General features: G+C 31.2%; 23 protein-coding genes. 6 read left to right on the forward strand and 17 right to left on the reverse strand.

The features are described from left to right. Window positions 1-5 precede the first annotated feature (5 nt). The 13 genes from WHD07_RS09735 to WHD07_RS09795 all read right to left on the reverse strand — a co-directional run bounded on the left by WHD07_RS09735 (window position 6) and on the right by WHD07_RS09795 (window position 10,265). Window positions 6-236 (reverse strand): hypothetical protein, encoded by a 231-nt coding sequence (locus WHD07_RS09735; RefSeq protein WP_343328240.1) that lies wholly within the window; start codon window positions 234-236, stop codon window positions 6-8. Between the two features lie 15 nt (window positions 237-251). Next, entirely contained in the window at window positions 252-479 is a 228-nt protein-coding gene (locus tag WHD07_RS09740) for a hypothetical protein (protein WP_105049958.1), read from the reverse strand. 1 nt (window position 480) lies between these two features. Further along, the gene (locus WHD07_RS09745; RefSeq protein WP_343328241.1) at window positions 481-1,134 is read right to left on the reverse strand and encodes a 3-oxoacid CoA-transferase subunit B; all 654 of its coding nucleotides are present in this window, start codon (window positions 1,132-1,134) and stop codon (window positions 481-483) included. A gap of 34 nt (window positions 1,135-1,168) precedes the next feature. Further along, complete coding sequence (locus WHD07_RS09750) at window positions 1,169-1,429, reverse strand: four helix bundle protein (RefSeq protein WP_343330997.1); 261 nt, start codon at window positions 1,427-1,429, stop codon at window positions 1,169-1,171. A 117-nt stretch (window positions 1,430-1,546) separates the two neighbouring features. Next, window positions 1,547-2,248, reverse strand: coding sequence for a CoA transferase subunit A (locus WHD07_RS09755; protein ID WP_343328242.1), 702 nt, complete (start codon window positions 2,246-2,248; stop codon window positions 1,547-1,549). Window positions 2,249-2,400: 152 nt separating this feature from the next. Further along, window positions 2,401-4,668, reverse strand: coding sequence for a penicillin-binding protein 1A (locus tag WHD07_RS09760; protein WP_343328243.1), 2,268 nt, complete (start codon window positions 4,666-4,668; stop codon window positions 2,401-2,403). 71 nt (window positions 4,669-4,739) lie between these two features. Continuing rightward, window positions 4,740-5,234 carry a gliding motility lipoprotein GldH gene (locus tag WHD07_RS09765; RefSeq protein ID WP_105049954.1) on the reverse strand — a complete coding sequence of 165 codons (495 nt, stop codon included), beginning with the start codon at window positions 5,232-5,234 and terminating at the stop codon, window positions 4,740-4,742. Next, complete coding sequence (locus tag WHD07_RS09770) at window positions 5,209-6,735, reverse strand: regulatory iron-sulfur-containing complex subunit RicT (RefSeq protein ID WP_343328244.1); 1,527 nt, start codon at window positions 6,733-6,735, stop codon at window positions 5,209-5,211. Before WHD07_RS09770 ends, WHD07_RS09765 begins: the two co-directional genes overlap by 26 nt. Before the next feature lie 413 nt (window positions 6,736-7,148). Beyond that, window positions 7,149-7,379 (reverse strand): ferredoxin, encoded by a 231-nt coding sequence (locus tag WHD07_RS09775; RefSeq protein ID WP_105049952.1) that lies wholly within the window; start codon window positions 7,377-7,379, stop codon window positions 7,149-7,151. Further along, the gene (locus WHD07_RS09780; RefSeq protein WP_343328245.1) at window positions 7,379-8,626 is read right to left on the reverse strand and encodes a peptidase U32 family protein; all 1,248 of its coding nucleotides are present in this window, start codon (window positions 8,624-8,626) and stop codon (window positions 7,379-7,381) included. Before WHD07_RS09780 ends, WHD07_RS09775 begins: the two co-directional genes overlap by 1 nt. Window positions 8,627-8,677: 51 nt before the next feature. After that, a complete protein-coding gene (locus tag WHD07_RS09785; RefSeq protein WP_105049950.1) occupies window positions 8,678-8,938 on the reverse strand; it encodes a Txe/YoeB family addiction module toxin in 261 nt (86 codons plus the stop codon). Continuing rightward, window positions 8,939-9,187 carry a type II toxin-antitoxin system Phd/YefM family antitoxin gene (locus WHD07_RS09790; protein ID WP_105049949.1) on the reverse strand — a complete coding sequence of 83 codons (249 nt, stop codon included), beginning with the start codon at window positions 9,185-9,187 and terminating at the stop codon, window positions 8,939-8,941. A gap of 46 nt (window positions 9,188-9,233) precedes the next feature. Continuing rightward, window positions 9,234-10,265, reverse strand: a complete 1,032-nt coding sequence (locus tag WHD07_RS09795) for a rhodanese-related sulfurtransferase (protein WP_343328246.1) — start codon at window positions 10,263-10,265, stop codon at window positions 9,234-9,236. 224 nt (window positions 10,266-10,489) lie between these two features. On the opposite strand from WHD07_RS09795, the gene pflB reads away from it, so the two are divergent. From pflB to WHD07_RS09825, 6 genes are all read left to right on the forward strand, one after another. Continuing rightward, a complete protein-coding gene (gene pflB / locus WHD07_RS09800; RefSeq protein WP_105049947.1) occupies window positions 10,490-12,745 on the forward strand; it encodes a formate C-acetyltransferase in 2,256 nt (751 codons plus the stop codon). A gap of 110 nt (window positions 12,746-12,855) precedes the next feature. Continuing rightward, window positions 12,856-13,578 (forward strand): pyruvate formate-lyase-activating protein, encoded by a 723-nt coding sequence (pflA, locus tag WHD07_RS09805; protein ID WP_343328247.1) that lies wholly within the window; start codon window positions 12,856-12,858, stop codon window positions 13,576-13,578. A gap of 33 nt (window positions 13,579-13,611) precedes the next feature. Further along, window positions 13,612-14,406 (forward strand): formate/nitrite transporter family protein, encoded by a 795-nt coding sequence (locus WHD07_RS09810; protein ID WP_343328248.1) that lies wholly within the window; start codon window positions 13,612-13,614, stop codon window positions 14,404-14,406. Between the two features lie 164 nt (window positions 14,407-14,570). Then, window positions 14,571-15,560: an aspartate-semialdehyde dehydrogenase gene (locus WHD07_RS09815; protein ID WP_105049945.1), complete on the forward strand. Its 990-nt coding sequence runs from the start codon at window positions 14,571-14,573 to the stop codon at window positions 15,558-15,560. Window positions 15,561-15,570: 10 nt separating this feature from the next. Further along, window positions 15,571-16,617, forward strand: coding sequence for a ferredoxin--NADP reductase (locus tag WHD07_RS09820; RefSeq protein WP_343328249.1), 1,047 nt, complete (start codon window positions 15,571-15,573; stop codon window positions 16,615-16,617). A gap of 94 nt (window positions 16,618-16,711) precedes the next feature. Beyond that, the gene (locus tag WHD07_RS09825; RefSeq protein WP_343328250.1) at window positions 16,712-17,377 is read left to right on the forward strand and encodes a LysE family translocator; all 666 of its coding nucleotides are present in this window, start codon (window positions 16,712-16,714) and stop codon (window positions 17,375-17,377) included. Window positions 17,378-17,705: 328 nt separating this feature from the next. Here WHD07_RS09825 and WHD07_RS09830 read toward each other — a convergent pair whose 3' ends face one another. The 4 genes from WHD07_RS09830 to WHD07_RS09845 are packed head-to-tail and all read right to left on the reverse strand — an operon-like array spanning window position 17,706 to window position 22,599. Next, on the reverse strand, window positions 17,706-19,487 hold the full coding sequence (locus WHD07_RS09830; protein ID WP_105049942.1) for a cytochrome c oxidase subunit I: 1,782 nt from the start codon (window positions 19,485-19,487) through the stop codon (window positions 17,706-17,708). 32 nt (window positions 19,488-19,519) lie between these two features. Beyond that, complete coding sequence (locus tag WHD07_RS09835; protein WP_105049941.1) at window positions 19,520-20,527, reverse strand: cytochrome c oxidase subunit II; 1,008 nt, start codon at window positions 20,525-20,527, stop codon at window positions 19,520-19,522. A gap of 38 nt (window positions 20,528-20,565) precedes the next feature. After that, complete coding sequence (locus WHD07_RS09840; protein ID WP_343328251.1) at window positions 20,566-22,029, reverse strand: quinol:cytochrome C oxidoreductase; 1,464 nt, start codon at window positions 22,027-22,029, stop codon at window positions 20,566-20,568. 27 nt (window positions 22,030-22,056) lie between these two features. Beyond that, the gene (locus tag WHD07_RS09845) at window positions 22,057-22,599 is read right to left on the reverse strand and encodes a c-type cytochrome (protein ID WP_211296745.1); all 543 of its coding nucleotides are present in this window, start codon (window positions 22,597-22,599) and stop codon (window positions 22,057-22,059) included. Window positions 22,600-22,605: the final 6 nt, after the last annotated feature.

Below are 22,605 nucleotides of genomic sequence, written 5' to 3' on the forward strand. Positions count from 1 at the left end.
TTTAATTATGCATCTATAATAATTGGTTTCTTTAAAAAAATCCAAGTAATTTGAGTTTTATCTCCTGTTTGTGTACTTATTTTCCTTTTTCTTGGCGACAAAAATCCTGCCAAAGGTGCTGCTATAACAATGCGCATAATAGAATTGTCTATTTTAAAGCCAAAATCTAAAATTGCAATAAAAATAAGTACAAACAAAAAAATTACTAAACTTGGTCTTTTGGCAAGATAATCCATATTAATTTTAAAATTCTAATCTAAACTAATTGGCTTTTTTAAAAAGAGCCAAGTAATTTGTTTTATTTTTCCTGTTTGTGTAAGTATAATTTTTTTTCTTGGTGATAAAATAAAGGCGATAACACTACAAACTCCTATTTTTAGAATAAAATTATCTGTTTTATAAACTAGATCAAAAATCAACATAAACAATCCAATAAGCATTGGATAAATTAACCAATATATTTTTTTAAATAATGCCATCTTAAATATTCATTTCCGGAATCTCTCCATTTATCACCAAAGTACCTTCTGTTGCTTTTTTAATTTCATCAATAGTAACTCCTGGAGCTCTTTCTAATAAATGAAAACCATTCTCTTTTACTTCTAAAACGGCTAGGTTTGTAACAATTTTAGTTACACAACCAACACCTGTTAAAGGCAAAGAGCATTTTTTTAAAATCTTAGATTCTCCGCGTTTATTAGTATGTATCATTGCCACAATAATATTTTCGGCAGAAGCTACTAAATCCATGGCTCCGCCCATTCCTTTTACCATTTTACCCGGAATTTTCCAGTTGGCAATATCACCATTTTCTGCAACTTCCATAGCTCCTAAAATAGTTAAATCTACATGTTTACCGCGAATCATAGCAAAACTCATAGAAGAATCAAAAAAACTTGCTCCAGGCATTGTTGTTATGGTTTGTTTACCTGCATTAATAATATCTGCATCTTCTTCTCCATCAAAAGGAAAGGGGCCCATCCCTAAAACGCCGTTTTCACTTTGAAATTCAACCTCTATATCATCACGAACGTAATTAGCAACTAAAGTTGGAATACCAATACCTAAGTTTACGTAAAATCCATCTTGAACTTCCTGCGCAATTCTTTTTGCAATGCCTATTTTATCTAACATATTTAATGTTTCAATTAAACAATTTAAAAATGTATCAATTCTGTTTACGAGATTTAATACCAGTACTTAGAATTTTATATAAAATTAACCCTAATTCATTAACTTTTTCAACTAATTTTTTATTATTAGGATATGTTTTTGATCTTTCACAAAGAACTAACCAATATTTTGTTTCTTCTAATTCTTTTGTTGCAATTTTAATTTTATGAATAAAATCTGCTTTACTTTCTGCATTTTGAGCTTCATGAACATTAGCTCCAATACTTGTTCCCGATTTTAATAATTGACGAGAAATAACCTATTTTCTTTCAACTTATAAAATTTCACAATACTCAATTATTAATAATGCAACTTCTATAGATTTGTCAACTACTGGATTTTTCATTGTTACATTATTAAATTTCTATATTGATTAATTACGCATACGAACCGTTCTTTGCTCAATTCTTTTCTCGTAATTTTTTCCTTGAAAAATACGTTGTACAAATATTCCTGGAATATGAATATTGTTTGGGTCTAATTCACCAACCTCTACCAACTCTTCTACTTCTGCCACGGTAATGGTTGCTGCTCCACACATATTAGGATTAAAGTTTCTAGATGTTCCTTTAAAAATTAAATTACCTGCGGCATCTCCTTTCCAAGCTTTTACAAAGGCAAAATCGGCTTTAAAAGCGGGTTCTAAGACATACATTTTGCCATCAAACTCTCTGGTTTCTTTGCCTTGTGCAACTTCTGTTCCGTAACCTGCAGGTGTATAAAATGCAGGAAAACCGGCTTGTGCAGCTCTACATTTTTCTGCCAATGTTCCTTGCGGAGTTAACTCTACTTCTAACTCGCCAGATAACATTTGACGTTCAAACTCATCATTTTCTCCTACATAAGAAGAAATCATTTTTTTGATTTGTTTATTTTGAAGCAATAAACCCAGGCCAAAATCATCTACTCCTGCATTGTTAGAAATACAAGTTACCTCTCTAACATCTAGCTTAACTAATGCTGCAATAGCATTTTCTGGAATACCACATAAACCAAAACCACCCAACATAAAAGTCATTCCGTTTTTAACACCTTGCAGTGCTTCTTGTACATTGTTTACCTTTTTATTAATCATAATGTTTCTTTTTTATAATGTATCAACTATCCAAAAAAATGACAATGGAATAATTTACTAAAAAATATTTAGTACAAGAAATTTTATCAAAAAATAACTTTTTTTTTTGAAATCAACAATGTTTAAAACAAGACTCCGAAAATATTTTTCTTTTAGAAATCGGTATCCTCTTCTTCTTCTTTTATTTCTTTTTCATCAGATTTATCATCACAATTAATATTGATTGATAAGTTTTCTGGTTTTTCAAAATCTTCTTTACTAATATTTAACGCCTTATCTGCATAACATTTTTGCATATACAACGCCCAAGAAGGTAAAGCCATAGTTGCTCCTTGTCCTTTTGCAATACCTGCAAAATGGGTAGATCTATCTTCTCCACCAGCCCAAACACCAGTTGCTAAATTAGGTACAATTCCCATAAACCAACCATCCGATTGATTTTGAGTGGTACCGGTTTTACCTGCAATAGGATTGGTAAATTTATAAGGATGACCGGTAATATAATCTGCTTTTTTCCATGGTAAACGTAAACGAACTCCAGAACCAGATTGGGTAACTCCTTTTAATAAATCTAAAACTACATAAGCAGATTCCTCACTTAAAACCTCTTTTGTTTCTGGTGTAAATTCTTGTAAAACGGTTCCGTTTTTATCTTCGATTCTTGTTAAAATCATTGGTGCAACTCGTAAACCTTTGTTAGCAAAGGTAGAGTAGGCACTTACCATTTCTAATAATGATAAATCTACTGCACCTAATGCAATTGATGGATTTGCAGGAATATCACTTTCTATACCCGCAGATTTTGCCAAACGAACCACATTTTCTGGAGAAACCATATCTACTAACCTAGCAGACATTGTATTTACAGAACCTGCCAAACCATCTTTTAGAGTTAACATTCCTCCGTATTTTTTATTCGCATTTTCTGGTGTCCAAGCTTTTGGAATTCCATATTTTCCTTCTGGAATTGTGTATGGAATATTCGGAAACTCATCACAAGGAGATAATTTTAATTGATTAATAGCTGTAGCATATACAAAAGGTTTAAAAGTAGAACCTACTTGTCTTTTTTGCTGCGCAACTGCATCATACTTAAAATGTTTATTATCAATACCACCAACCCAAGCTTTTATATGCCCAGACTGAGGTTCTATAGATAACAATCCGGCACGTAAAAAATACTTGTAATATCTTAAAGAATCCATTGGAGACATAATGGTGTCTTTATCTCCTTTCCAAGAAAAAACACTCATTTTAGTTTTTGTTTTAAAAACTTCATCAATATATTTCTTAGATTTTCCTGCTATTTTTAATCGTTTATATCTTTCAGAATTTTTCTTAGCTCTTTCTAAAATTCCGTTGATTTCACTTTTCTCTAAATCGTAAAAAGGTGCTGTTTTATTTCTTTCTTGTTCTTTAAAAAAGTAAGATTGTAAATTAGACATATGCTCATCTATAGCTTCTTCTGCATATTTTTGCATACGAGAATCTATGGTTACATAAATTTTTAAACCATCTCTAAAAATATTATACTCTTCGCCATTTGGTTTAGGGTTTTCTTGCACCCATTTTCTTAAATATTTTTGTAAATAGGTTCTAAAATAAGTTGCAGAACCATCACTATGGCCTTCTTTATTAATATCTAAACCTAAGTCTAATTGTTGTAAAGAATCTTTTTCTTGCTCTGAAATAAACTCACTACGGTTCATTTGTTTTAAAACAACATTTCTACGGTTTTGCACACGTTCTGCTCTTCTTAAAGGATTATATAAAGATGAATTTTTTAACATCCCTATTAGCATCGCAGATTCTTGAACCTCTAATTCTTTTGGTTCTTTACCAAAATAAATACGTGCTGCAGAACGAATACCCACTGCTTGGTTTAAGAAATCGTACTTATTTAAGTACATGGTTAGAATTTCGTTTTTGGTATATTGTTTTTCTAATTTAAGAGCAACTACCCATTCTTTAACTTTCTGACCAACTCTTAAAAAGATATTTCTAGAAGCTCTACCCGTAAATAGCATTTTAGCCAATTGTTGTGTAATAGTACTTGCACCACCACTTCCTGGTTTTAAAACAGCTCTTGCAGTTCCTTTAAAATCGATACCAGAATGCTCAAAAAAACGTTCGTCTTCTGTTGCAACCAATGCCTTTATCAAATTATCTGGCAAGTCTTTAAATTTAATGGGTGTTCTATTTTCTGTAGCGTACTTTCCTAAGGTTTTACCATCCGAAGAAATAATTTCTGTTGCTAAATTATTTTCTGGATTTTCTAATTCTTCAAAGGTTGGTAACTTTCCTAAACCACCCCAAGAAGCTATTAAAAACAATAATAGTATTGCTGCAAATCCGCCAAGAACTAGCAACCAAAACCATTTTATATATTTTTTAAAATCTGTTGTTTTCTTCTGTGTCATAATAAAAAACTGTTTCCCAACATGGTTGAGATTTCATTAATTTGTCTTTCTCGTGTAAACGGGAACCTTATTTAATTTTCGATGCTAAAACCAACATCCTGAATTCCTTGTAAAAACTCAATTGGATTTACATCACCATTTTTTCTCATTGCATGGCGCACATTAAAAATGTATTTTCCCGAAATAGGAAATGCCTTTTTTTCTTTATAAAATAATTTATTTTCTTTAATTTCAGTAAAGCCTGCGCCTAAAAACCGTCCTGTTTTATCTGCCATTTCATATTGTAACGTATCAATTACCTTGGTTTCGTTAGGAAAAACAAGCTCTGTAATTAAATATAAGTTACTATAAGCATACGTGTTATTATTTCTAATATTGATAAATAGGTTTTTTTTTGATATTGTATCTTTTACATCAAACTCAAAAACTACTTTTTCATTGGCTTTCCAACCTTCTGATCCTATTGATTTGTATTGATTAAAATCAGTAACATCATCACAAGAAAGTAACAAAAAAAGAGTTGCTAAAACAATTGAAAAATTATTTCTTTTCAGAATTGTCATCATTTTTCGGGTTGTTGTTTTTACGGTTTCTATTATTTCTTCTTGGTTTGTTTACCTTTTTAACTTCTCCCTCTGGTTTGTTTTCATTTCCCTGAGCTTTTGGTCTTGGTCTTGGTTTAGGTCTTGGTTTAGGCTTTGGCTTCTGTGCAACCTCTTGTTTAACCTTTTGATTTGGGTTAGCGTTCGGCTTTGGTTTCTGATTTGGGTTTGTATTTGATTGTTTTTTAGCTTGTGGCTTTCTTTTTTGATTCGGATTTGGCTTTTGATTCGGGTTAGGTTTTGCCTTTTGATTAGGATTTACCTTTGCCGCTGGCTTACTTCTATTATTATTCGAATTTGCAACCGCAACCGGTTTTTTCTTATTTCTATTTCTGTTATTTCGTTTACGATTACTTGTTTTAGGAGCATCAAAACGAGTTAAACTATCTTGCCCAACTGCATCTTCGAAATCTACTTTTACAGGAATTTCTACGTCTGCTTCATACTCTTCTAACGAAATAGATTTCTCATTATTTTTATTAAGATCTATTATTTCTAAAACTTGTTCTAATGTAAGTCTAAACCACTTAAAACGCTCTTCTTTATAAGTGTACCAAAGGTGATTTTTAAAGATATCCATCTTAACAAAGACAGCATCTCCTTTTTCTGTTTTTAAAACTAAATCTTGTTTAGGAAACGTTTTTAAAGCATCTAAATAGGTGTCTAATTCAAAATTTAAACAACATTTTAATTTACCACATTGACCCGCTAATTTTAAAGGATTTAACGATAATTGTTGATAACGTGCCGCAGAAGTTGTTACTTTTCTAAAATCTGTTAACCACGTAGAACAACACAACTCTCTACCGCAAGAACCTACACCTCCTAAACGAGCTGCTTCTTGTCTTGCTCCTACTTGCTTCATTTCTACACGAATAGAAAAAGCACTTGCCAAATCTCTAATTAACTGTCTAAAATCTACTCTTGTATCTGCAGTATAATAAAACGTAGCTTTGTTTCCATCACCTTGATATTCTACATCAGATAATTTCATTTGCAAACCTAAACGACCTAAGATTTCTCTTCCTTTTCGTTGTGTTTCTTCTTCTTTTGCTCTTGCTTGTTGCCAAATATCAATATCTCTCTGACTTGCTATTCTGTAAATTTTCTTTACATCTTCATGATCTTCAGTAATTTTGTGCTTTTTCATTTGCACTTTTACCAATTCTCCTGCCAAAGAAACCGTACCAATATCATGTCCTGGAGATCCTTCTACAGCCACAATATCCCCCATTGTTATGGGTAAATTTTCTGGATTTTTATAAAAATGTTTCCTTCCGTTTTTAAAACGGACTTCAAAAATATTAAATCTTTCTTGTCCACTTGGCAACGTCATATTTGCCAACCAATCAAAAACAGCTAGTTTATTACTACCACTTCCGCAGGTTCCAGCCCCACAATTACCATTACTCTTGCAACCTTTTGGTACTCCATTTTCTGTTGTACCACAACTTCCACATGCCATGTAAGTATATATATTTTTATAGTTGATATTCTTTAAGGTTTATTTTAAGCAGCAAATCCACTAAAAAAGACGCCAGAAAGACTAAAAACCTCTTGGTTCATAAATTGATTATCAGACAGATACATAAACACAGCCTAATCTTCACTAATTCGTAAATATACGCATTCTCGAAGAATGAAAAAATAGGTTACTGTAAAGTTATTATAACTAATTTTTTATTTTATTACACTTCAAATATAGCTTGAACGTTTGTGTAACTTTTATTCGTTTTAGAATTTGTAACGATTAAATTAGAATTCGTGTAGCTATTTGTTTGTTGCATAATAAATAATTTTAATTTACTTCTATTAAAAAATAGGCACAAAAAAAGACCCCAAAAAATGAGGTCTTTCTATATTTTATTTATGTGCTTATTAAACCTGTTTTACTTCTATAATTTTAACAGGACAAGCTTTTTTTGCTTCGTTAGAACAATCAAAAATAGATTCATCAAAAGATTTTATGGTAAAAAACCCTTTCTTTTCTACGGAATGTAACAACACTGTTTTACCATCTTTTTTTGACATCTGAAACTGATTTGGTGCTACTTCTACACAGTAATTACAACCAATACATTTGTTTCTTTGTAATGTAATTACCACCATTAGTTTTCTGCGAATTCTGTTTTTACAATTTTATATAACCTGTCAGATCGTCTAATTTTAAAGTCTAACTTCATGGTAACTTCGTCTCCTTTTGTTGCTTTTTGGGCAGAAGCATCATTTACAAACATTTGTTTTACTTCCATTTCTTGCGCACCAGTTGTGGGACCGGTAATTAAAATAGTATCTCCAACAGCAACATCATAAGCATCAATTTTAAATTGACCAATTTTTGCTTTATCAAAGTAGTGTTCTCCTTTACCCAAATACACTTTCTTTTGCGTTGCATGAGAACCCGATTCTTTACTCCACTCTCCTAATTTCTGACCTAAATAATAGCCATTCCAAAAACCACGATTGTAGACTTTTTCTAATTCTTGCATCCAAGAAATCACCTTCTCTTTATCATACGTTCCGTTAGCCAAACTATCTATAGCATCTCTGTAACATTTTATTACTTTGGCAACATATTCTGGCGCTCTTCCCCTACCTTCAATCTTTAAAACTTTGATTCCTGCCTCTGCAACCTGATCTAAAAAATCGATAGTACATAAATCTTTTGGAGACATAATATACTCATTATCAAGTTCCATTTCAAAACCAGTTTCTTGATCGATAACAGTGTACTTTTTTCTACAATTTTGTTTGCAAGCACCTCTATTTGCTGATGAATTATGAGAATGCAAACTCATATAACATTTACCAGAAACAGCCATACACAAAGCTCCATGACCAAAAATTTCAATTTCAATTAATTTACCCGAAGGTCCTTTTATTTGGTCTTTTTCTATTTGTTCTGTAATTTTTTTTACTTGACGCAAACTCAATTCTCTACTCAACACAATAGTATCTGCAAAAAGTGCATAAAATTTAACAGTTTCAATATTTGTAATATTGATTTGTGTAGATATATGAACCTCCATTTCCTGTTCTCTTGCCATAGAAATCACTGCCTGATCCATGGCAATTACAGCTGTAATATTAGCTTCTTTGGCACGTTTTATCAATGTTTTTACAATTGATAAATCATGATCATAAATAATTGTATTTAAGGTTAAATACGTTCTAACATTTTTCTCTGAACATCTTCTTGCAATCTCTTCCAAATCATCTAAAGTAAAATTGATAGATGCTCTTGCACGCATATTTAGTTGCTCTACTCCAAAATAAATAGAATCGCAACCATTATCTAAAGCAGCCTGCATAGATTCAAAATTACCAGCAGGCGCCATTAATTCGATTTTTTGCATGTCTTATTTTTTATTTTTTTTATTACTATATGTAATTTTATTTTATAAATTTTACTGGCCATAATGATAACGACAAGCAGCAATTAACAACTCTTCATTCTCATATTTATAAACCAACCTATGTTCAGATGTTATTCTTCTAGACCAATAGCCTTGTAAATCTCCTTTTAAAGCTTCTGGTTTTCCAATACCTTCAAAAGGTGTTCTAGTACAAATTTTTATAAGTTCATTAATTCTTTTAAGAATTTTCTTATCTACCTTTTGCCAATAGATATAATCATTCCAAGAAGATGTAGACCAAATTAATTTCATTTAGTCTATTATTTCCTTTTCAACTCCTTTACCTGCTTCTAGTTCTTTGATAGAATTTAACAAAACATCTCTATTTTTACCTGTAAGTAAATAAGTAGTTTCTTTTAATGAATTATATTCATCTAATGAAATTAGAACTAAATCTTTACCTCCTTTTCTTTTAATGACAATATCACTTACATCATTAAAAACTTTATCGAACCAATGTTTTAAATTAGAACGAAAATCTGTGTAATTTACTGTTTCCATAATACAAAGATATCAAAAAAAGAACTTATTTAAGTACGTTTTAAATTTACTTTTTAAATTTTAAAACTTCCGATCTTCCTTTTTTAAAAATCTTATTGCTATTTCCTTTGCCTTTTCTTAACTCTTTTTGGTCCTCAAAAGGCAAATGAATTATTTCTTGGCAATCAGTAGAACAAGTGTTTTCTGTTTTTTCTGCGCATTCATCACATTGAATAAATAATAAATGACACGCCTCATTGGCACAGTTTGTATGTGTGTCGCAAGGTTTACCACATTGATGACAGTTAGCAACCACATCATCTGTAATACGTTCTGCCCTTCTATGATCGAACACAAAATTTTTACCAATAAATTTATTTTCGATACCTTCTTCTTTTACTTGCCTCGTGTATTCTATAATTCCGCCTTCTAGCTGAAAAACATTTTTAAAACCTTTGTGTTTGTAATAGGCAGATGCTTTTTCGCAACGAATACCACCTGTACAATACATCAACAAGTTTTTGTCTTCTTTGTTATCTTTTAAATCTTCTTCTATAATGTCTAAAGAATCTCTAAAGGTATCTACATCAGGAGTTACAGCACCATCAAAATGACCTATTTCACTTTCATAATGATTACGCATATCTACACAAACAGTATCTGGGTTTGCCAACATTTCGTTAAACTCCTTTGCATTTAAATGAATACCTTTTGCAGTAACATCAAAAGTTTCGTCATTTAAACCATCAGCAACAATTTTGTTTCTAACTTTTACTTTTAGCTTTAAAAACGATTTATTATCGTGCTCTATAGCAACATTTAGACGAATATCCTTTAAAAAAGAAATACTATCTAATTGATCTTTTAAGGCATAAAAGTTTTCTGACGGAACAGATAATTGAGCGTTAATGCCTTCGTAAGAAACATAAATTCTACCAAGTACATCTAAAGCATTCCATTCTAAGAATAATTTATCTCTAAATAATTGTGGGTTTTCTATCTTATAATATTGATAAAAAGAAATTGTGAGGCGGTCTTTGCCTGCCTCATCTATTAATGCAGCGCGTTCTATGGCGCTTAACTTATTGTACAGTTGCATGCTATACGAATTAGGTTAAACTAAATATTTTTGCAAATGTAGTTAATTTTTAAAATTGATTTATACAAAAACAAAATCTTTCAGACAGCTGATTTTCAAGCAACAAAAACTACATCGTTTTCTTAAGTAAAACTAAAAACTAACTTTTATCATGTTTTAAAATTAACATCAAAGCTAAATTTGCAATATTATTAAGAAATACATAAAAATATAAAATAATTAATATGGCAGTACAAGAATTAATCTTAGAAAAACCGCAAAAAGTTGCCTTTAATGAAGGTGTATGGAACACCTCTATTAACGTTAGAGATTTTGTTCTAAAAAACATTGTATCTTATTATGGAGATGACCGATTTTTGGTTGGTGCCAGTAAAAAAACTCAAAAACTTTGGGATCGTTGTAAAAAAGAAACTCAAATTGAAAGAAAAAACGGGGGAGTTCACTCTGTAGACACAGAAACTATTTCTGGAATTTCTAATTTTGAAGCAGGTTACATCGATAAAGAAAATGAAGTAATTGTTGGTTTACAAACAGATACATTACTAAAAAGAGCAATGAAACCTTTTGGAGGTTACAAAGTTGTTCAAAAAGCATTAGAAGAACAAGGTTTAAAACCTAGTGAAGATATTAATACATTATTTACCAAATATGTAAAAACTCATAATGATGGTGTTTTTTCTGCTTACAACGCAGAAATTAAAAAGTTTAGATCTTTAGGCTTTTTAACTGGTTTGCCAGATAATTATGCTCGTGGTAGAATAATTGGTGATTATAGACGTGTTGCTTTATACGGAATTGATAAGTTAATTGCCGTTAAAAAATACGATTTAGCTAATATTGAAGGACCAATGACAGATGCTGTAATTCGTTTAAGAGAAGAAGTTTCTGAACAAATTAAAGCATTAAAAGATATGATTGTAATGGGTAATCATTACAATTTAGAATTAAATAGACCTGCAGAAACTGCACAAGAAGCAGTACAATGGACATACATGGCTTATTTAGCTGCTGTAAAAGAGCAAGACGGAGCTGCAATGTCTTTGGGTAATGTTTCTACTTTTTTAGATATTTATATTGAAAGAGATTTACAAAACGGAACAATTACAGAAGTAGAAGCACAAGAATACATCGATCAATTTGTTATGAAATTGAGAATGGTACGTCACTTAAGAATGGCTGCTTATGATGAAATTTTTGCTGGAGACCCAACTTGGGTAACAGAAGCAATTGGTGGTATGTTAAACGATGGAAGATCTAAAGTTACAAAAACAGCTTTCCGTTTCTTACACACTTTATACAATTTAGGCCCATCACCAGAGCCAAATATTACCGTTTTATGGTCTCCTTTATTACCAGAAAATTTTAGAAAATTTTGTTCTAAGGTAGCTATCGATACGTCATCTATTCAGTTTGAAAATGATGATTTAATGAGAACTTTAAGAGGATCTGATGATTACGGAATTGCTTGTTGTGTTTCTTATCAAGAAATTGGAAAACAAATTCAGTTTTTCGGTGCAAGAACAAACTTGGCTAAAACGTTATTATTAGCAATTAACGGAGGGAAATGTGAAATTACAGGAACTCAAATGGTTGATGGTATTGAACCATCTACAGATGAGTTTTTAGATTTCGACAAAGTAATGGCAAACTTTAAAATAGCAATGAAACAAGTTGCTCGTGTTTATAATGATGCCATGAATATTATTCATTACATGCATGATAAATATTACTACGAAAAAGCTCAAATGGCTTTAATTGATACAAATCCTCAAATTAATATTGCTTACGGTATTGCAGGTTTATCTATTGTAGCAGATTCTTTATCAGCTATTAAATACGCAAAAGTAAAACCAATAAGAAATGAAGCGGGTTTAACTGTAGATTTTAAAATAGAAGGAGAATTTCCTAAATATGGAAATGATGATGACAGAGTAGATATTTTTGCACATAATGGTGTAGAGGATTTTAATAATGAACTTAAAAAGTTAAAAGTTTATAAAGATGCAGATCCAACAATGTCTGTATTAACAATTACCTCTAATGTAGTTTATGGTAAAAAAACAGGTGCAACACCAGATGGTAGAGCTTTAGGTGTTCCTTTTGCACCAGGTGCAAACCCAATGCACGGACGAGATACTAATGGCGCAATTGCTTCTTTAAACTCTGTAGCTAAAATAGACTATAAAGATTCTCAAGACGGAATTTCAAATACATTTTCTATTGTTCCTAAATCTTTAGGAGCTACTGAAGAAGAAAGAATAGACAATTTAGCCGCTACATTAACTGGTTATTTTGATCATGGAGCACAACATCTTAATGTAAATGTTTTAGACAAAGAAACTTTATTAGATGCAATGGAACACCCAGAAAATCACCCCCAATTAACAATTAGAGTTTCTGGATATGCTGTTAATTTTATAAGATTAACTAGAGAACAACAAATGGAAGTTATTTCGCGTTCATTCCACGAATCTATGTAGTATTTTTATGTATTTACAGGGGATTTAAAAAAGTAACCATATTTTTTGAATCCCCTTTTTTTATTCACTTAAATTTCAAAACAATCAAAACTTTAGAAAACATATTAAACGTGCACTCGATTGAGTCTTTTGGTACTCATGATGGCCCAGGGATAAGAATGGTTGTTTTTTTACAAGGTTGTAAATTAAAATGCCTTTACTGTCATAATCCAGACACAATAGACACTCATGGAGGAGAAGAATTTCCTATAGAAGATTTAGTACAAAGAGCCATCAAAATGAAATCTTATTTTGGTAAAACAGGTGGAGTTACTGTTTCTGGAGGAGAACCTTTATTACAAGCACATAATCTTATTCCTTTCTTTAAAAGATTAAAAGAAGAAGGTATTCATACCAATATAGATACTAATGGACGCTTATTAAATCATCCTACCATAGAATTAATTGATGAGTATGCAGATTTGGTAATGCTAGATATTAAGCATATGACCGAAGAAGGATTTCAACAAATTACAGGTAAAAGAAACAAAGAAACCACTTTTAATTTTGCAAAACATAGAGAAGCTTCTGGTAAAAAATTGTGGCTACGATATGTTTTAATTCCTGGAATTACAAATACCCCAGAATTATTACATCAATTAGGTACCTATTTTAAAGATTATAAAACTATAGAACAAATAGAGCTTCAACCTTATCATAAATTAGGCATCCATAAATGGGAAGCTTTAGGTTGGGAGTATGAATTAAAAGATGCAAGAGAAAATACAAAAGAAGAACTAGAAGAAGCATCAAATATTTTAAGTAACTATTTTAAAAAAGTAAAAATAAATTAGAATTGCTTTAAGTTCTTACATTAAAAACAAAGAATGAACAACCCCAAACAAGTTATAAATTTAGTTAGCCAACTGGCTTTAAAAAAAGGAAAATATAAAATAAAGAAAACATTTATTCTTGCCATTTTAGCAGGTGCTTATGTTGCCTTCGGCGGATTACTTGCCATAATAGTAGCAGGTGGAGCACCAGGATTAGCTGCTAACAACCCTGGTTTGGTAAAGTTTCTATTTGGCGCTACTTTTCCTATCGGACTTATACTAGTTGTTGTAGTAGGCGCAGAACTTTTTACAGGAAATAACGCCTATTTTATACCCAACCTAATAAGAAAAAAACAACCTATTTCTGATATGTTTAAAAATTGGGGATTAGTTTATACTGGTAATTTTGTGGGTGCACTTTTTATCGCCTATGTCATTACCTATCTTACACACATTGTACATACTGCTCCTTATGTAGACTCTGTTTACAGTATTGCAGAAGGTAAAACAAGCCATACATTTTTAGTTACCTTTATAAAAGGTATTGGCGCAAACTGGTTAGTATGTTTAGCTATATGGCAAGGTATGGCAGCCAAAGACACTACTGGTAAAATGTTTGCTATTTGGTTACCCGTTATGGCTTTTGTTGCTATTGGTTTTGAACACAGTATTGCAAATATGTTTTTTATTCCACTTGCCATTTTTGAAGGAGCAGATATAACATGGACTACTTTTATCTTTAAAAATTTAATTCCGGCTACCTTAGGTAATATTGTTGGTGGTGCACTCTTTGTAGGGCTCCCATATGGTTACTTGTTTGGAAAATATAAAACTGAGATCAATATTTAACCTCTTATAAATATAAAATTATATCAAATTGTTTAATTTTAAACATCAGGAAAATTTGTGCTAAAATTTTAAACTTTGGCTTATTTAGAGCGTTTTAAGTAATTTAGTTCGTGTTTTTTTTTAGCATCTTTGCAGTATAAATAATATCATTAAATAAATATCTGATGAAAATAGCTGTAGTTGGAGCAACTGGAATGGTTGGAACTGTAATGTTAAAAGTTTTAGAAGAACGTAATTTACCTATAACGGAATTAATTCCTGTAGCGTCTGAAAGATCTGCTGGAAAGAAAATATCTTATAAAGGAAAAGAATATACCATTGTAACTTTAGCAGATGCTGTAAAAATGAAGCCAGATGTTGCTTTATTTTCTGCTGGTGGAGATACGTCTTTAGAATGGGCTCCAAAATTTGCTGAAGTAGGTACAACAGTTATCGATAATTCTTCTGCTTGGAGAATGGATCCAACAAAAAAATTAGTGGTACCAGAAATTAACGGAGACGTTTTAACTAAAGATGATAAAATTATTGCAAACCCTAACTGTTCTACCATACAATTAGTAATGGCTTTATCGCCTTTGCATTTAAAATATAAAATGAAACGTGTAGTTATTTCTACCTATCAATCTGTTTCTGGTACAGGTGTAAAAGCTGTGCAACAATTAGATAATGAAGAAGCAGGTATAGATGGAGAAATGGCATATCCTCATAAAATTGGTAGAAATGCATTACCTCATTGTGATGTGTTTTTAGAAAACGGATATACCAAAGAAGAAATGAAGTTGGTAAAAGAACCTAAGAAAATTTTACGTGACGATTCTTTTTCTGTAACTGCAACTGCTGTAAGAATTCCTACTGCAGGTGGACATTCGGAAGCGGTGAATATTCAGTTTGAAAACGACTTTGATTTAACAGATGTACGTAACATCTTAAGCGAAACTCCTGGAGTTATTGTAGAAGATGATTTAGCAAACAATGTATATCCAATGCCAATTAATGCACATAATAAAGACGAAGTGTTTGTTGGTAGAATTAGAAGAGATGAATCTCAAGAAAATACCTTAAATTTGTGGATTGTTGCAGATAACCTTAGAAAAGGAGCAGCTACAAACACAATACAAATTGCCGAATATTTAATAGCGAATAATTTGGTGTAAAATACATGTTATGTCAACATTTCATAAAGTACATATTGAAGAAGTAATAAGAGAAACCGCAGATGCGGTTTCTCTTTTGTTTAAAATACCTGGTAATCTAAAATCTAAATTTGCATTTCATGCTGGGCAATACTTAACCCTTAAAAAAACAATTAACGGTAAAGAAGTTAGAAGAGCCTATTCTATCTGTTCTTCTCCTACAGATAACTACTTAAAAGTAGCTATAAAAGCTGTAGAAAATGGTACTTTTTCTACCTATGCAACATCAGAATTAAAATCTGGTAATTTTATAGAAATTTCTGAACCAGAAGGAAAATTTATATTAGAACCTAAACCACATAAAAATTACATAGCATTTGCTGCCGGTTCTGGTATTACACCAATTATGTCTATGATTAAAGACGTATTAGAAAACGAAACTTCGTCTACTTTTACTTTAATCTATGGTAACAAAACAGTTGCAGATACCATTTTTAAGAACGAATTAGACGCTTTAAAAGAAGCGAATCCAGAACGATTAAACTTACATTACATTTATAGTAGAGAGCAAATAGAAGGTTCTTTATTTGGTAGAATAGACAAAGCACACACAAACTTTTACATAAATAATAGTTACAAAAACACCAATTTTGATGCTGCATATTTATGCGGACCAGAAACGATGATTAATGAAGTTTCTAAAACACTTTCTGAACGTGGTTTTGCTGATGAAAACATTCATTTTGAATTATTTACCATATCTTTTGATGAAGAAGCAGCTTCTGAAATAAAAGAAGGAACTACAGAAATTACTGTATTGTTAGATGATGAAGAAACAACCTTTACAATGCAACAAACAGATAACATTTTAGCTGCTAGTTTGCGTAACGACCTAGACGCCCCATATTCTTGCCAAGGAGGTGTTTGTAGTTCTTGTATGTGTAAAGTTACGGAAGGAAAAGCTGTAATGGTTAAAAACTCTATTTTAACGGACAGCGAAATAGAAGAAGGATTGGTTTTAGCTTGTCAGGCATACCCAACAACATCAAAAATAAAAATAGATTTTGATGATGTTTAATCATTACATCAAAATTTACAATATATTTTACTTAAAAAGGATGGTTTCTCCATCCTTTTTTTTATCCCTCAGATAAAAATCTTAATTTTATACAATGGATATTTACGACTTTAAAAATGCTTTCTTAATAGGCTTTTTCATGGCTTTTATGATTGGCCCCGTTTTTTTTATGCTTATACAAATTAGTATTTTAAAAGGTGCTAGAGCAGCTATTTCATTTGATATTGGGGTAATTTTAGGTGATATTACATTTATATTAATCGCTTATTACGGAAGTAGATCTTTGTTAGAAAAAATTAAAGATGATCCTAGACTTTATTTTGTAGGCGGATTGGTTTTAATCGTTTACGGCCTTATCACCTACTTTGACAGGCAGAACAAAAAAGAAGCTTTAGAACATACAAAAACGATAGAGGTACCCGTTAAAAGTAATTATATAAAACTATTTTTTAAAGGATACTTTTTAAATTTTATAAATATTGGTGTTTTAGCATTTTGGCTAGGTACTGTTTTAGTTATTGGACCAACTTTAGACATGAACCCTACCAGTATTTTTTGGTACTTTGCAACCATCATATTAGGTTATGCTTTTACAGATTTAGGTAAAATATTATTAGCAAAACAACTAAAAAACAAAATGACACCGTTGGTTATTTATAGGATGAAAAGAATAATGGGAATTATACTTTTTGTGTGTGGTATTTTTTTAATTCTAAAAGGGTTTATTCCTAATGATAAAATAAATGAACTTATAAACTAAGTCATTCTATTTTACTTCATAAGGAATCGTTTTAAATATTAGTAAACTACCTTTAAACAAACCAATAAACTTGAAATAAGCGTAAGAAAACATCCAAAAATAAAAGTATCATAGAACTATAAAGCATAAAAAAGAATTACTTAAAAGACAGTAAACAAACAACAATAGCATAAACAAAGACAGATCACAGGTAAAATTATTAATGAATATCATTAAAATTTATGTAATAATCATACCTATTATAAAAAAATAAAACCCAGTGAAATAAATTCACTGGGTTTTTATATTTAAATCACTTATAATAAATGATTAAAGTAGTATTAATTGTCTAAGATTCCTCTTCTCCGTCTAATAAAGGCGTTGTTTGTAAAACAAAATCTTGTCCATGTAAATAATCACTATCATCATCTTGCGCGTCTACACGTTTACTGTAGTCATAAGCCCATCTATGAACTACTGGTAATTTACCTGGCCAGTTACCATGTACATGTTCTACAGGGGTAGTCCATTCTAAAGTATTAGCGTTCCAAGGGTTTTGAGTTGCTTTTTGACCTCTATAAATTGAGATAAAAAAGTTAGCAATAAAGAATAATTGAGCAATACCTCCCACTAATGCAAACAATGTAATAACAACGTTAATGTCAGATAAATCATCAAACATAGGGAAATTCGTATTTGTATAATATCTTCTTGGTAAACCTGCTAAACCAATAAAGTGCATTGGCCAGAATACTCCATAAGCACATATAATACTTAACCAAAAGTGCCAGTAACCTAATGTTTTATTCATCATTCTACCATACATTTTAGGAAACCAATGGTACACACCAGCAAACATCCCAAAGATAGCAGAAACGCCCATTACTAAGTGGAAATGCGCAATAACAAAATACGTATCGTGAACATTAATATCTAAAGCAGAATCTCCTAAGACAATACCGGTTAAACCACCAGTAATAAAGGTAGAAACCAAACCGATAGAAAATAACATTGCAGGGTTTAATTGTAAATTTCCTTTCCATAAAGTAGTAATCCAGTTAAAAGATTTTACTGCAGATGGAATTGCAATTAATAACGTGGTAAATGTAAATACAGAACCTAAGAAAGGATTCATTCCTGAAATAAACATATGGTGTCCCCAAACAATTGTAGATAAAAATGCAATTGCTATAATAGAACCAATCATTGCACGATAACCAAAAATTGGTTTACGAGAGTTAATTGCTAAAATTTCTGAAACAATACCCATTGCAGGTAAAATTACAATGTATACCTCTGGGTGTCCTAAGAACCAAAATAAATGTTCGAAAAGTACTGGTGATCCACCTTGATAATGTAAAACTTCTCCAGATATAAAGATATCAGACAAATAGAATGAAGTTCCAAAACTTCTATCGAAAATTAATAATAATGCTGCAGATAATAAAACAGGGAAAGAAACTACACCAATAACAGCTGTAATAAAGAACGCCCAAATTGTTAAAGGCATTCTGGTCATTTTCATTCCTTTTGTTCTTAAGTTGAATACAGTAACAATATAGTTTAAAGATCCGATTAAAGAAGAAGCTATAAAGATAGCAATAGATACTAACCATAAAGTCATACCCATACCAGAACCAGGAATTGCTTGCGGTAAAGCACTTAATGGTGGATAAATTGTCCATCCTGCTGATGCAGGTCCTGCTTCAATAAATAAAGAAAATACCATAATTACACTTGATAAAAAGAATAACCAGTATGAAACCATATTTAAAAAACCAGAAGCCATATCTCTAGCTCCAATTTGTAATGGTATTAATAAGTTTGAAAAAGTACCACTTAAACCAGCAGTTAATACAAAGAAAACCATAATAGTACCATGTATTGTTACCAATGCTAAGTACATATCCGGGTCCATAATTCCGTCCGTTTGGTGATGTCCTAAAAACGCTTCTACAATAGAAAACGATTGCTCTGGCCATGCAATTTGTATACGAAATAACATAGACATTAGTACACCAATGATTCCCATAAACATACCAGTTACAAGGAACTGCTTAGAAATCATTTTATGATCTTGAGTAAAAATATATTTTGTTACAAATGTTTCTTTATGATGATGTTCTGACATAATCTTATTAATTTGTAGTGTAATTTTAATAATTAATTAATAACTGATGCTAATGTAGGTTGCTTAGCAATCCACTCATCGTATTCTTTTTGTTCTACAACAGTAATTTTCATTTGCATGTTGTAATGAGATGCTCCACAAATTTTATTACACAATAAAATGTAATCAAAAACATAAGGATCTTCTCCTTTTGCTTTTCTAATTTTATTGATGCCTGCTGTTTTTTCAATTACTTCAGGTTGTTGTCTCATTTCTTCTGTTGTATACTTTGGTGTAAACCCAAACTGAGTAACCATACCAGGTACACAGTTCATTTGCGCTCTAAAGTGAGGCATATACGCTGAGTGTAAAACGTCTTGAGAACGGAACTTAAAATGTACTTTTCTACCTTTAGGTAAATACAATTCAGTAACTTGTTTGTCGTCTAATGAGTTCTTATCAGTCATATCAACACCTAAAGTGTTAATACCTTTAATGTAGTTTACATTACCTAAGCCTAATGTGTTGTCTTCACCTGCGTAACGAGCATCCCATCTAAACTGTTGTGCATAAACTTCTATAACAACAGGATCTTCTAAATCAGACAAATCCATAACGTTATTCCATTGCCATAATCCGTAACCAATTAAAACTACCAATACAACAGCAGGAGTAATTGTCCAAATTGCTTCTAATTTATGACTATCAGAATAAAATTTTGCTTTTCTTCCTTTTTCACCTTTATATTTAAAAGTAAAATAGAAAAGTATAAATTGCATTAAAAATTGTACAATACCAATCAACCAAAATGTAATATCAAAAAGGTTATCATCATGCTCACCTTCAAAAGAAGCCGATTCTGGTAACATTACAACATTCATGAAAATTAAGCAATAAATCATCATTGCATATAAAAACACCATAAAGTAAATGGCATTTCTACCTTGGGTAGCGTTGTCTTTATCAGTAGCAATTACGCTTCTTAAGTTCATGATTCTGGTAATCTGCCAAAAACTTACACCGATTGCAACAGCTATAAAAATATAAAATAGAGCTAGCATATTTATCTCGTCTTAATTATTTTAATTTAAATTATTTATTAATGATGATCTCCTGAACTTTCACCTCTGTGTTCAATATTGTAATAGTGATAATGTTCACTTTCTCCTAAGAAAGGATTTCCTTTTGGTATAGGGTTTGCTTTTGCAAATGAATTAAATGTAGCATAAATAAAGACTCCTAAAAAGAACAATAATGAGCTAATTTCTGGTATACCAAATGACCATTGAGCACCTACTGTACCTGGCATAACCATTACAAAGATATCTATGTAGTGACCAGCAAGGATAACAATACCACCTATGAATACAAACCAAGGAACACTTTTAAAATCACTATTTAATAATAACAATACAGGGAAAACAAAGTTCATAACAACCATTGCTAAAAATGGTAAATTATACTCATTAAATCTCATTGCAAAATAAGTAGTTTCTTCTGGAATATCTGCATACCAAATTAACATAAATTGAGCAAACCATAAGTAAGTCCAGAATACCGAGAAACCAAACATATATTTTGCTAAATCGTGAATATGACTATCATTTACTGCTGGTAAAGCACCTTTAGAACGTAAATAAATAGTTACAAAAGCAATTACTGTTAAAGCACTTACTAATAAACTAGCTAAAACATACCAAGCAAATAATGTAGAGAACCAGTGAGGATCTAGTCCCATAATCCAATCCCAAGACATTAAAGACTCTGAAATCATAAATAAGAAAATAAAACCAACAGAAACGTTATAACTTAATTTATAAGTTTTATTATTATCATTTGCAGTATCTTCTTTTATAGAGTTTTTACGAATAAACCATCTGTAAGCATTCCATATAGCTAAATAGATAATACTTCTAATAGCCCAACCAGGAACATTCATCCACCAAGATTTACCATCAATAATAGGATCGTAATTTGGGCTTGTTGGATCAAAAGTACCTTCTGCCATCCAAGGGAACATGTGGTTCCAATGCATTACAGCAGAAATTACAACAAATAACATTACAATAGATGTTGGTACTATATTAGCTGTTATAGCTTCCATTACTCTAAAAAGAAGAATAGACCAACCTGCTTGAGCAACTCTTTGAATTGCATAAAATGCCAATACTAATAAAGTAATTCCTAAAAAGAAGAATAACGATACATATAAAGCAGACCAAGGCTTATTTTTTAATTGATGTAAAACATGTTCTGCATGTGCATCATCATGGTGTTCACCATGAGCATCTGCAACAACATGAGCATCTTTTACAGCATCATGATGAGCTTCGGTAGTGTTATGACTTTCATCACCCACATGAGCTTCATTTTTATGTGCATCTACTTTAGTCTCTTCATGAGAAGTAGCATGGTTATCACCATGTGCAGCTTGATGCGCAATAATTTCTTTAGCTTCTTCAACCGTTTTAGGAGCTGAATAAAAACTATAAGCAATTCCCACTAAACCAACAAGTATTAGTGCTAATGAGAATGTTTTTAATTTACCTGAGAATTGATACATATCTTTTCGTATTCTTTCTTATTGTAATTATAATTCTGAACGTAATTTTTCTACGTATTGTACTATCTGCCAACGTTCTGTATACGTTGTTTGAGATGCGTGAGAACCCATTAAGTTTTTACCGTGCATAATTACATGATAAATACTACCTGCGTTAATATCTCTATCTTTATAGTTAGGAATACCAGAAAATTTTTCTCTTTGCGATAAAACTCCATTTCCATCACCTTTTTTACCGTGACAAGAAATACAGTAAATATCGTACATCGCTTTACCGTTTGCCAAATTCTCTTCAGTTGCTTCTAACGGATTTGTTAATGTAGTTTTAGCCAATTCATAACCTTCATTTGTATCTGGAAGATCATAAGCAGGGTGTCCTCCTCTAGGAATCGTACCTGCAACAGGTTTAGAATTTACAGGTTCTCCATTAATACCATTCGCACCATTTACATCATAAGGTACAGACACATACATATCTGGCATATATTGTAATTGAGGCGTACGTTTATCATTACAAGAAATAATACTTGTAAGGGTAACTAGAGCGATAATTAATTTAAAGTTCTTCATTATCTA

Origin of the sequence: Polaribacter staleyi (assembly GCF_038024045.1) — a bacterium.
In the GTDB taxonomy this organism is placed as follows: domain Bacteria; phylum Bacteroidota; class Bacteroidia; order Flavobacteriales; family Flavobacteriaceae; genus Polaribacter; species Polaribacter butkevichii.

Excerpts from the sequence above, each read along its gene's own strand:
- WHD07_RS09745 (WP_343328241.1), bottom strand. The coding sequence starts at position 1,134 with ATGTTAGATAAAATAGGCATTGCAAAAAGAATTGCGCAGGAAGTTCAA.
- WHD07_RS09760 (WP_343328243.1), bottom strand. The coding sequence starts at position 4,668 with ATGACACAGAAGAAAACAACAGATTTTAAAAAATATATAAAATGGTTT.
- WHD07_RS09795 (WP_343328246.1), bottom strand. The coding sequence starts at position 10,265 with ATGCAACTGTACAATAAGTTAAGCGCCATAGAACGCGCTGCATTAATA.
- WHD07_RS09775 (WP_105049952.1), bottom strand. The coding sequence starts at position 7,379 with ATGGTGGTAATTACATTACAAAGAAACAAATGTATTGGTTGTAATTAC.
- WHD07_RS09765 (WP_105049954.1), bottom strand. The coding sequence starts at position 5,234 with ATGATGACAATTCTGAAAAGAAATAATTTTTCAATTGTTTTAGCAACT.
- WHD07_RS09845 (WP_211296745.1), bottom strand. The coding sequence starts at position 22,599 with ATGAAGAACTTTAAATTAATTATCGCTCTAGTTACCCTTACAAGTATT.
- WHD07_RS09810 (WP_343328248.1), top strand. The coding sequence starts at position 13,612 with ATGAACAACCCCAAACAAGTTATAAATTTAGTTAGCCAACTGGCTTTA.
- WHD07_RS09770 (WP_343328244.1), bottom strand. The coding sequence starts at position 6,735 with ATGGCATGTGGAAGTTGTGGTACAACAGAAAATGGAGTACCAAAAGGT.
- WHD07_RS09755 (WP_343328242.1), bottom strand. The coding sequence starts at position 2,248 with ATGATTAATAAAAAGGTAAACAATGTACAAGAAGCACTGCAAGGTGTT.
- WHD07_RS09830 (WP_105049942.1), bottom strand. The coding sequence starts at position 19,487 with ATGTCAGAACATCATCATAAAGAAACATTTGTAACAAAATATATTTTT.
- WHD07_RS09740 (WP_105049958.1), bottom strand. The coding sequence starts at position 479 with ATGGCATTATTTAAAAAAATATATTGGTTAATTTATCCAATGCTTATT.
- WHD07_RS09780 (WP_343328245.1), bottom strand. The coding sequence starts at position 8,626 with ATGCAAAAAATCGAATTAATGGCGCCTGCTGGTAATTTTGAATCTATG.
- pflB (WP_105049947.1), top strand. The coding sequence starts at position 10,490 with ATGGCAGTACAAGAATTAATCTTAGAAAAACCGCAAAAAGTTGCCTTT.
- WHD07_RS09820 (WP_343328249.1), top strand. The coding sequence starts at position 15,571 with ATGTCAACATTTCATAAAGTACATATTGAAGAAGTAATAAGAGAAACC.
- WHD07_RS09735 (WP_343328240.1), bottom strand. The coding sequence starts at position 236 with ATGGATTATCTTGCCAAAAGACCAAGTTTAGTAATTTTTTTGTTTGTA.
- WHD07_RS09825 (WP_343328250.1), top strand. The coding sequence starts at position 16,712 with ATGGATATTTACGACTTTAAAAATGCTTTCTTAATAGGCTTTTTCATG.
- WHD07_RS09790 (WP_105049949.1), bottom strand. The coding sequence starts at position 9,187 with ATGGAAACAGTAAATTACACAGATTTTCGTTCTAATTTAAAACATTGG.
- WHD07_RS09835 (WP_105049941.1), bottom strand. The coding sequence starts at position 20,527 with ATGCTAGCTCTATTTTATATTTTTATAGCTGTTGCAATCGGTGTAAGT.
- WHD07_RS09815 (WP_105049945.1), top strand. The coding sequence starts at position 14,571 with ATGAAAATAGCTGTAGTTGGAGCAACTGGAATGGTTGGAACTGTAATG.
- WHD07_RS09785 (WP_105049950.1), bottom strand. The coding sequence starts at position 8,938 with ATGAAATTAATTTGGTCTACATCTTCTTGGAATGATTATATCTATTGG.
- WHD07_RS09840 (WP_343328251.1), bottom strand. The coding sequence starts at position 22,029 with ATGTATCAATTCTCAGGTAAATTAAAAACATTCTCATTAGCACTAATA.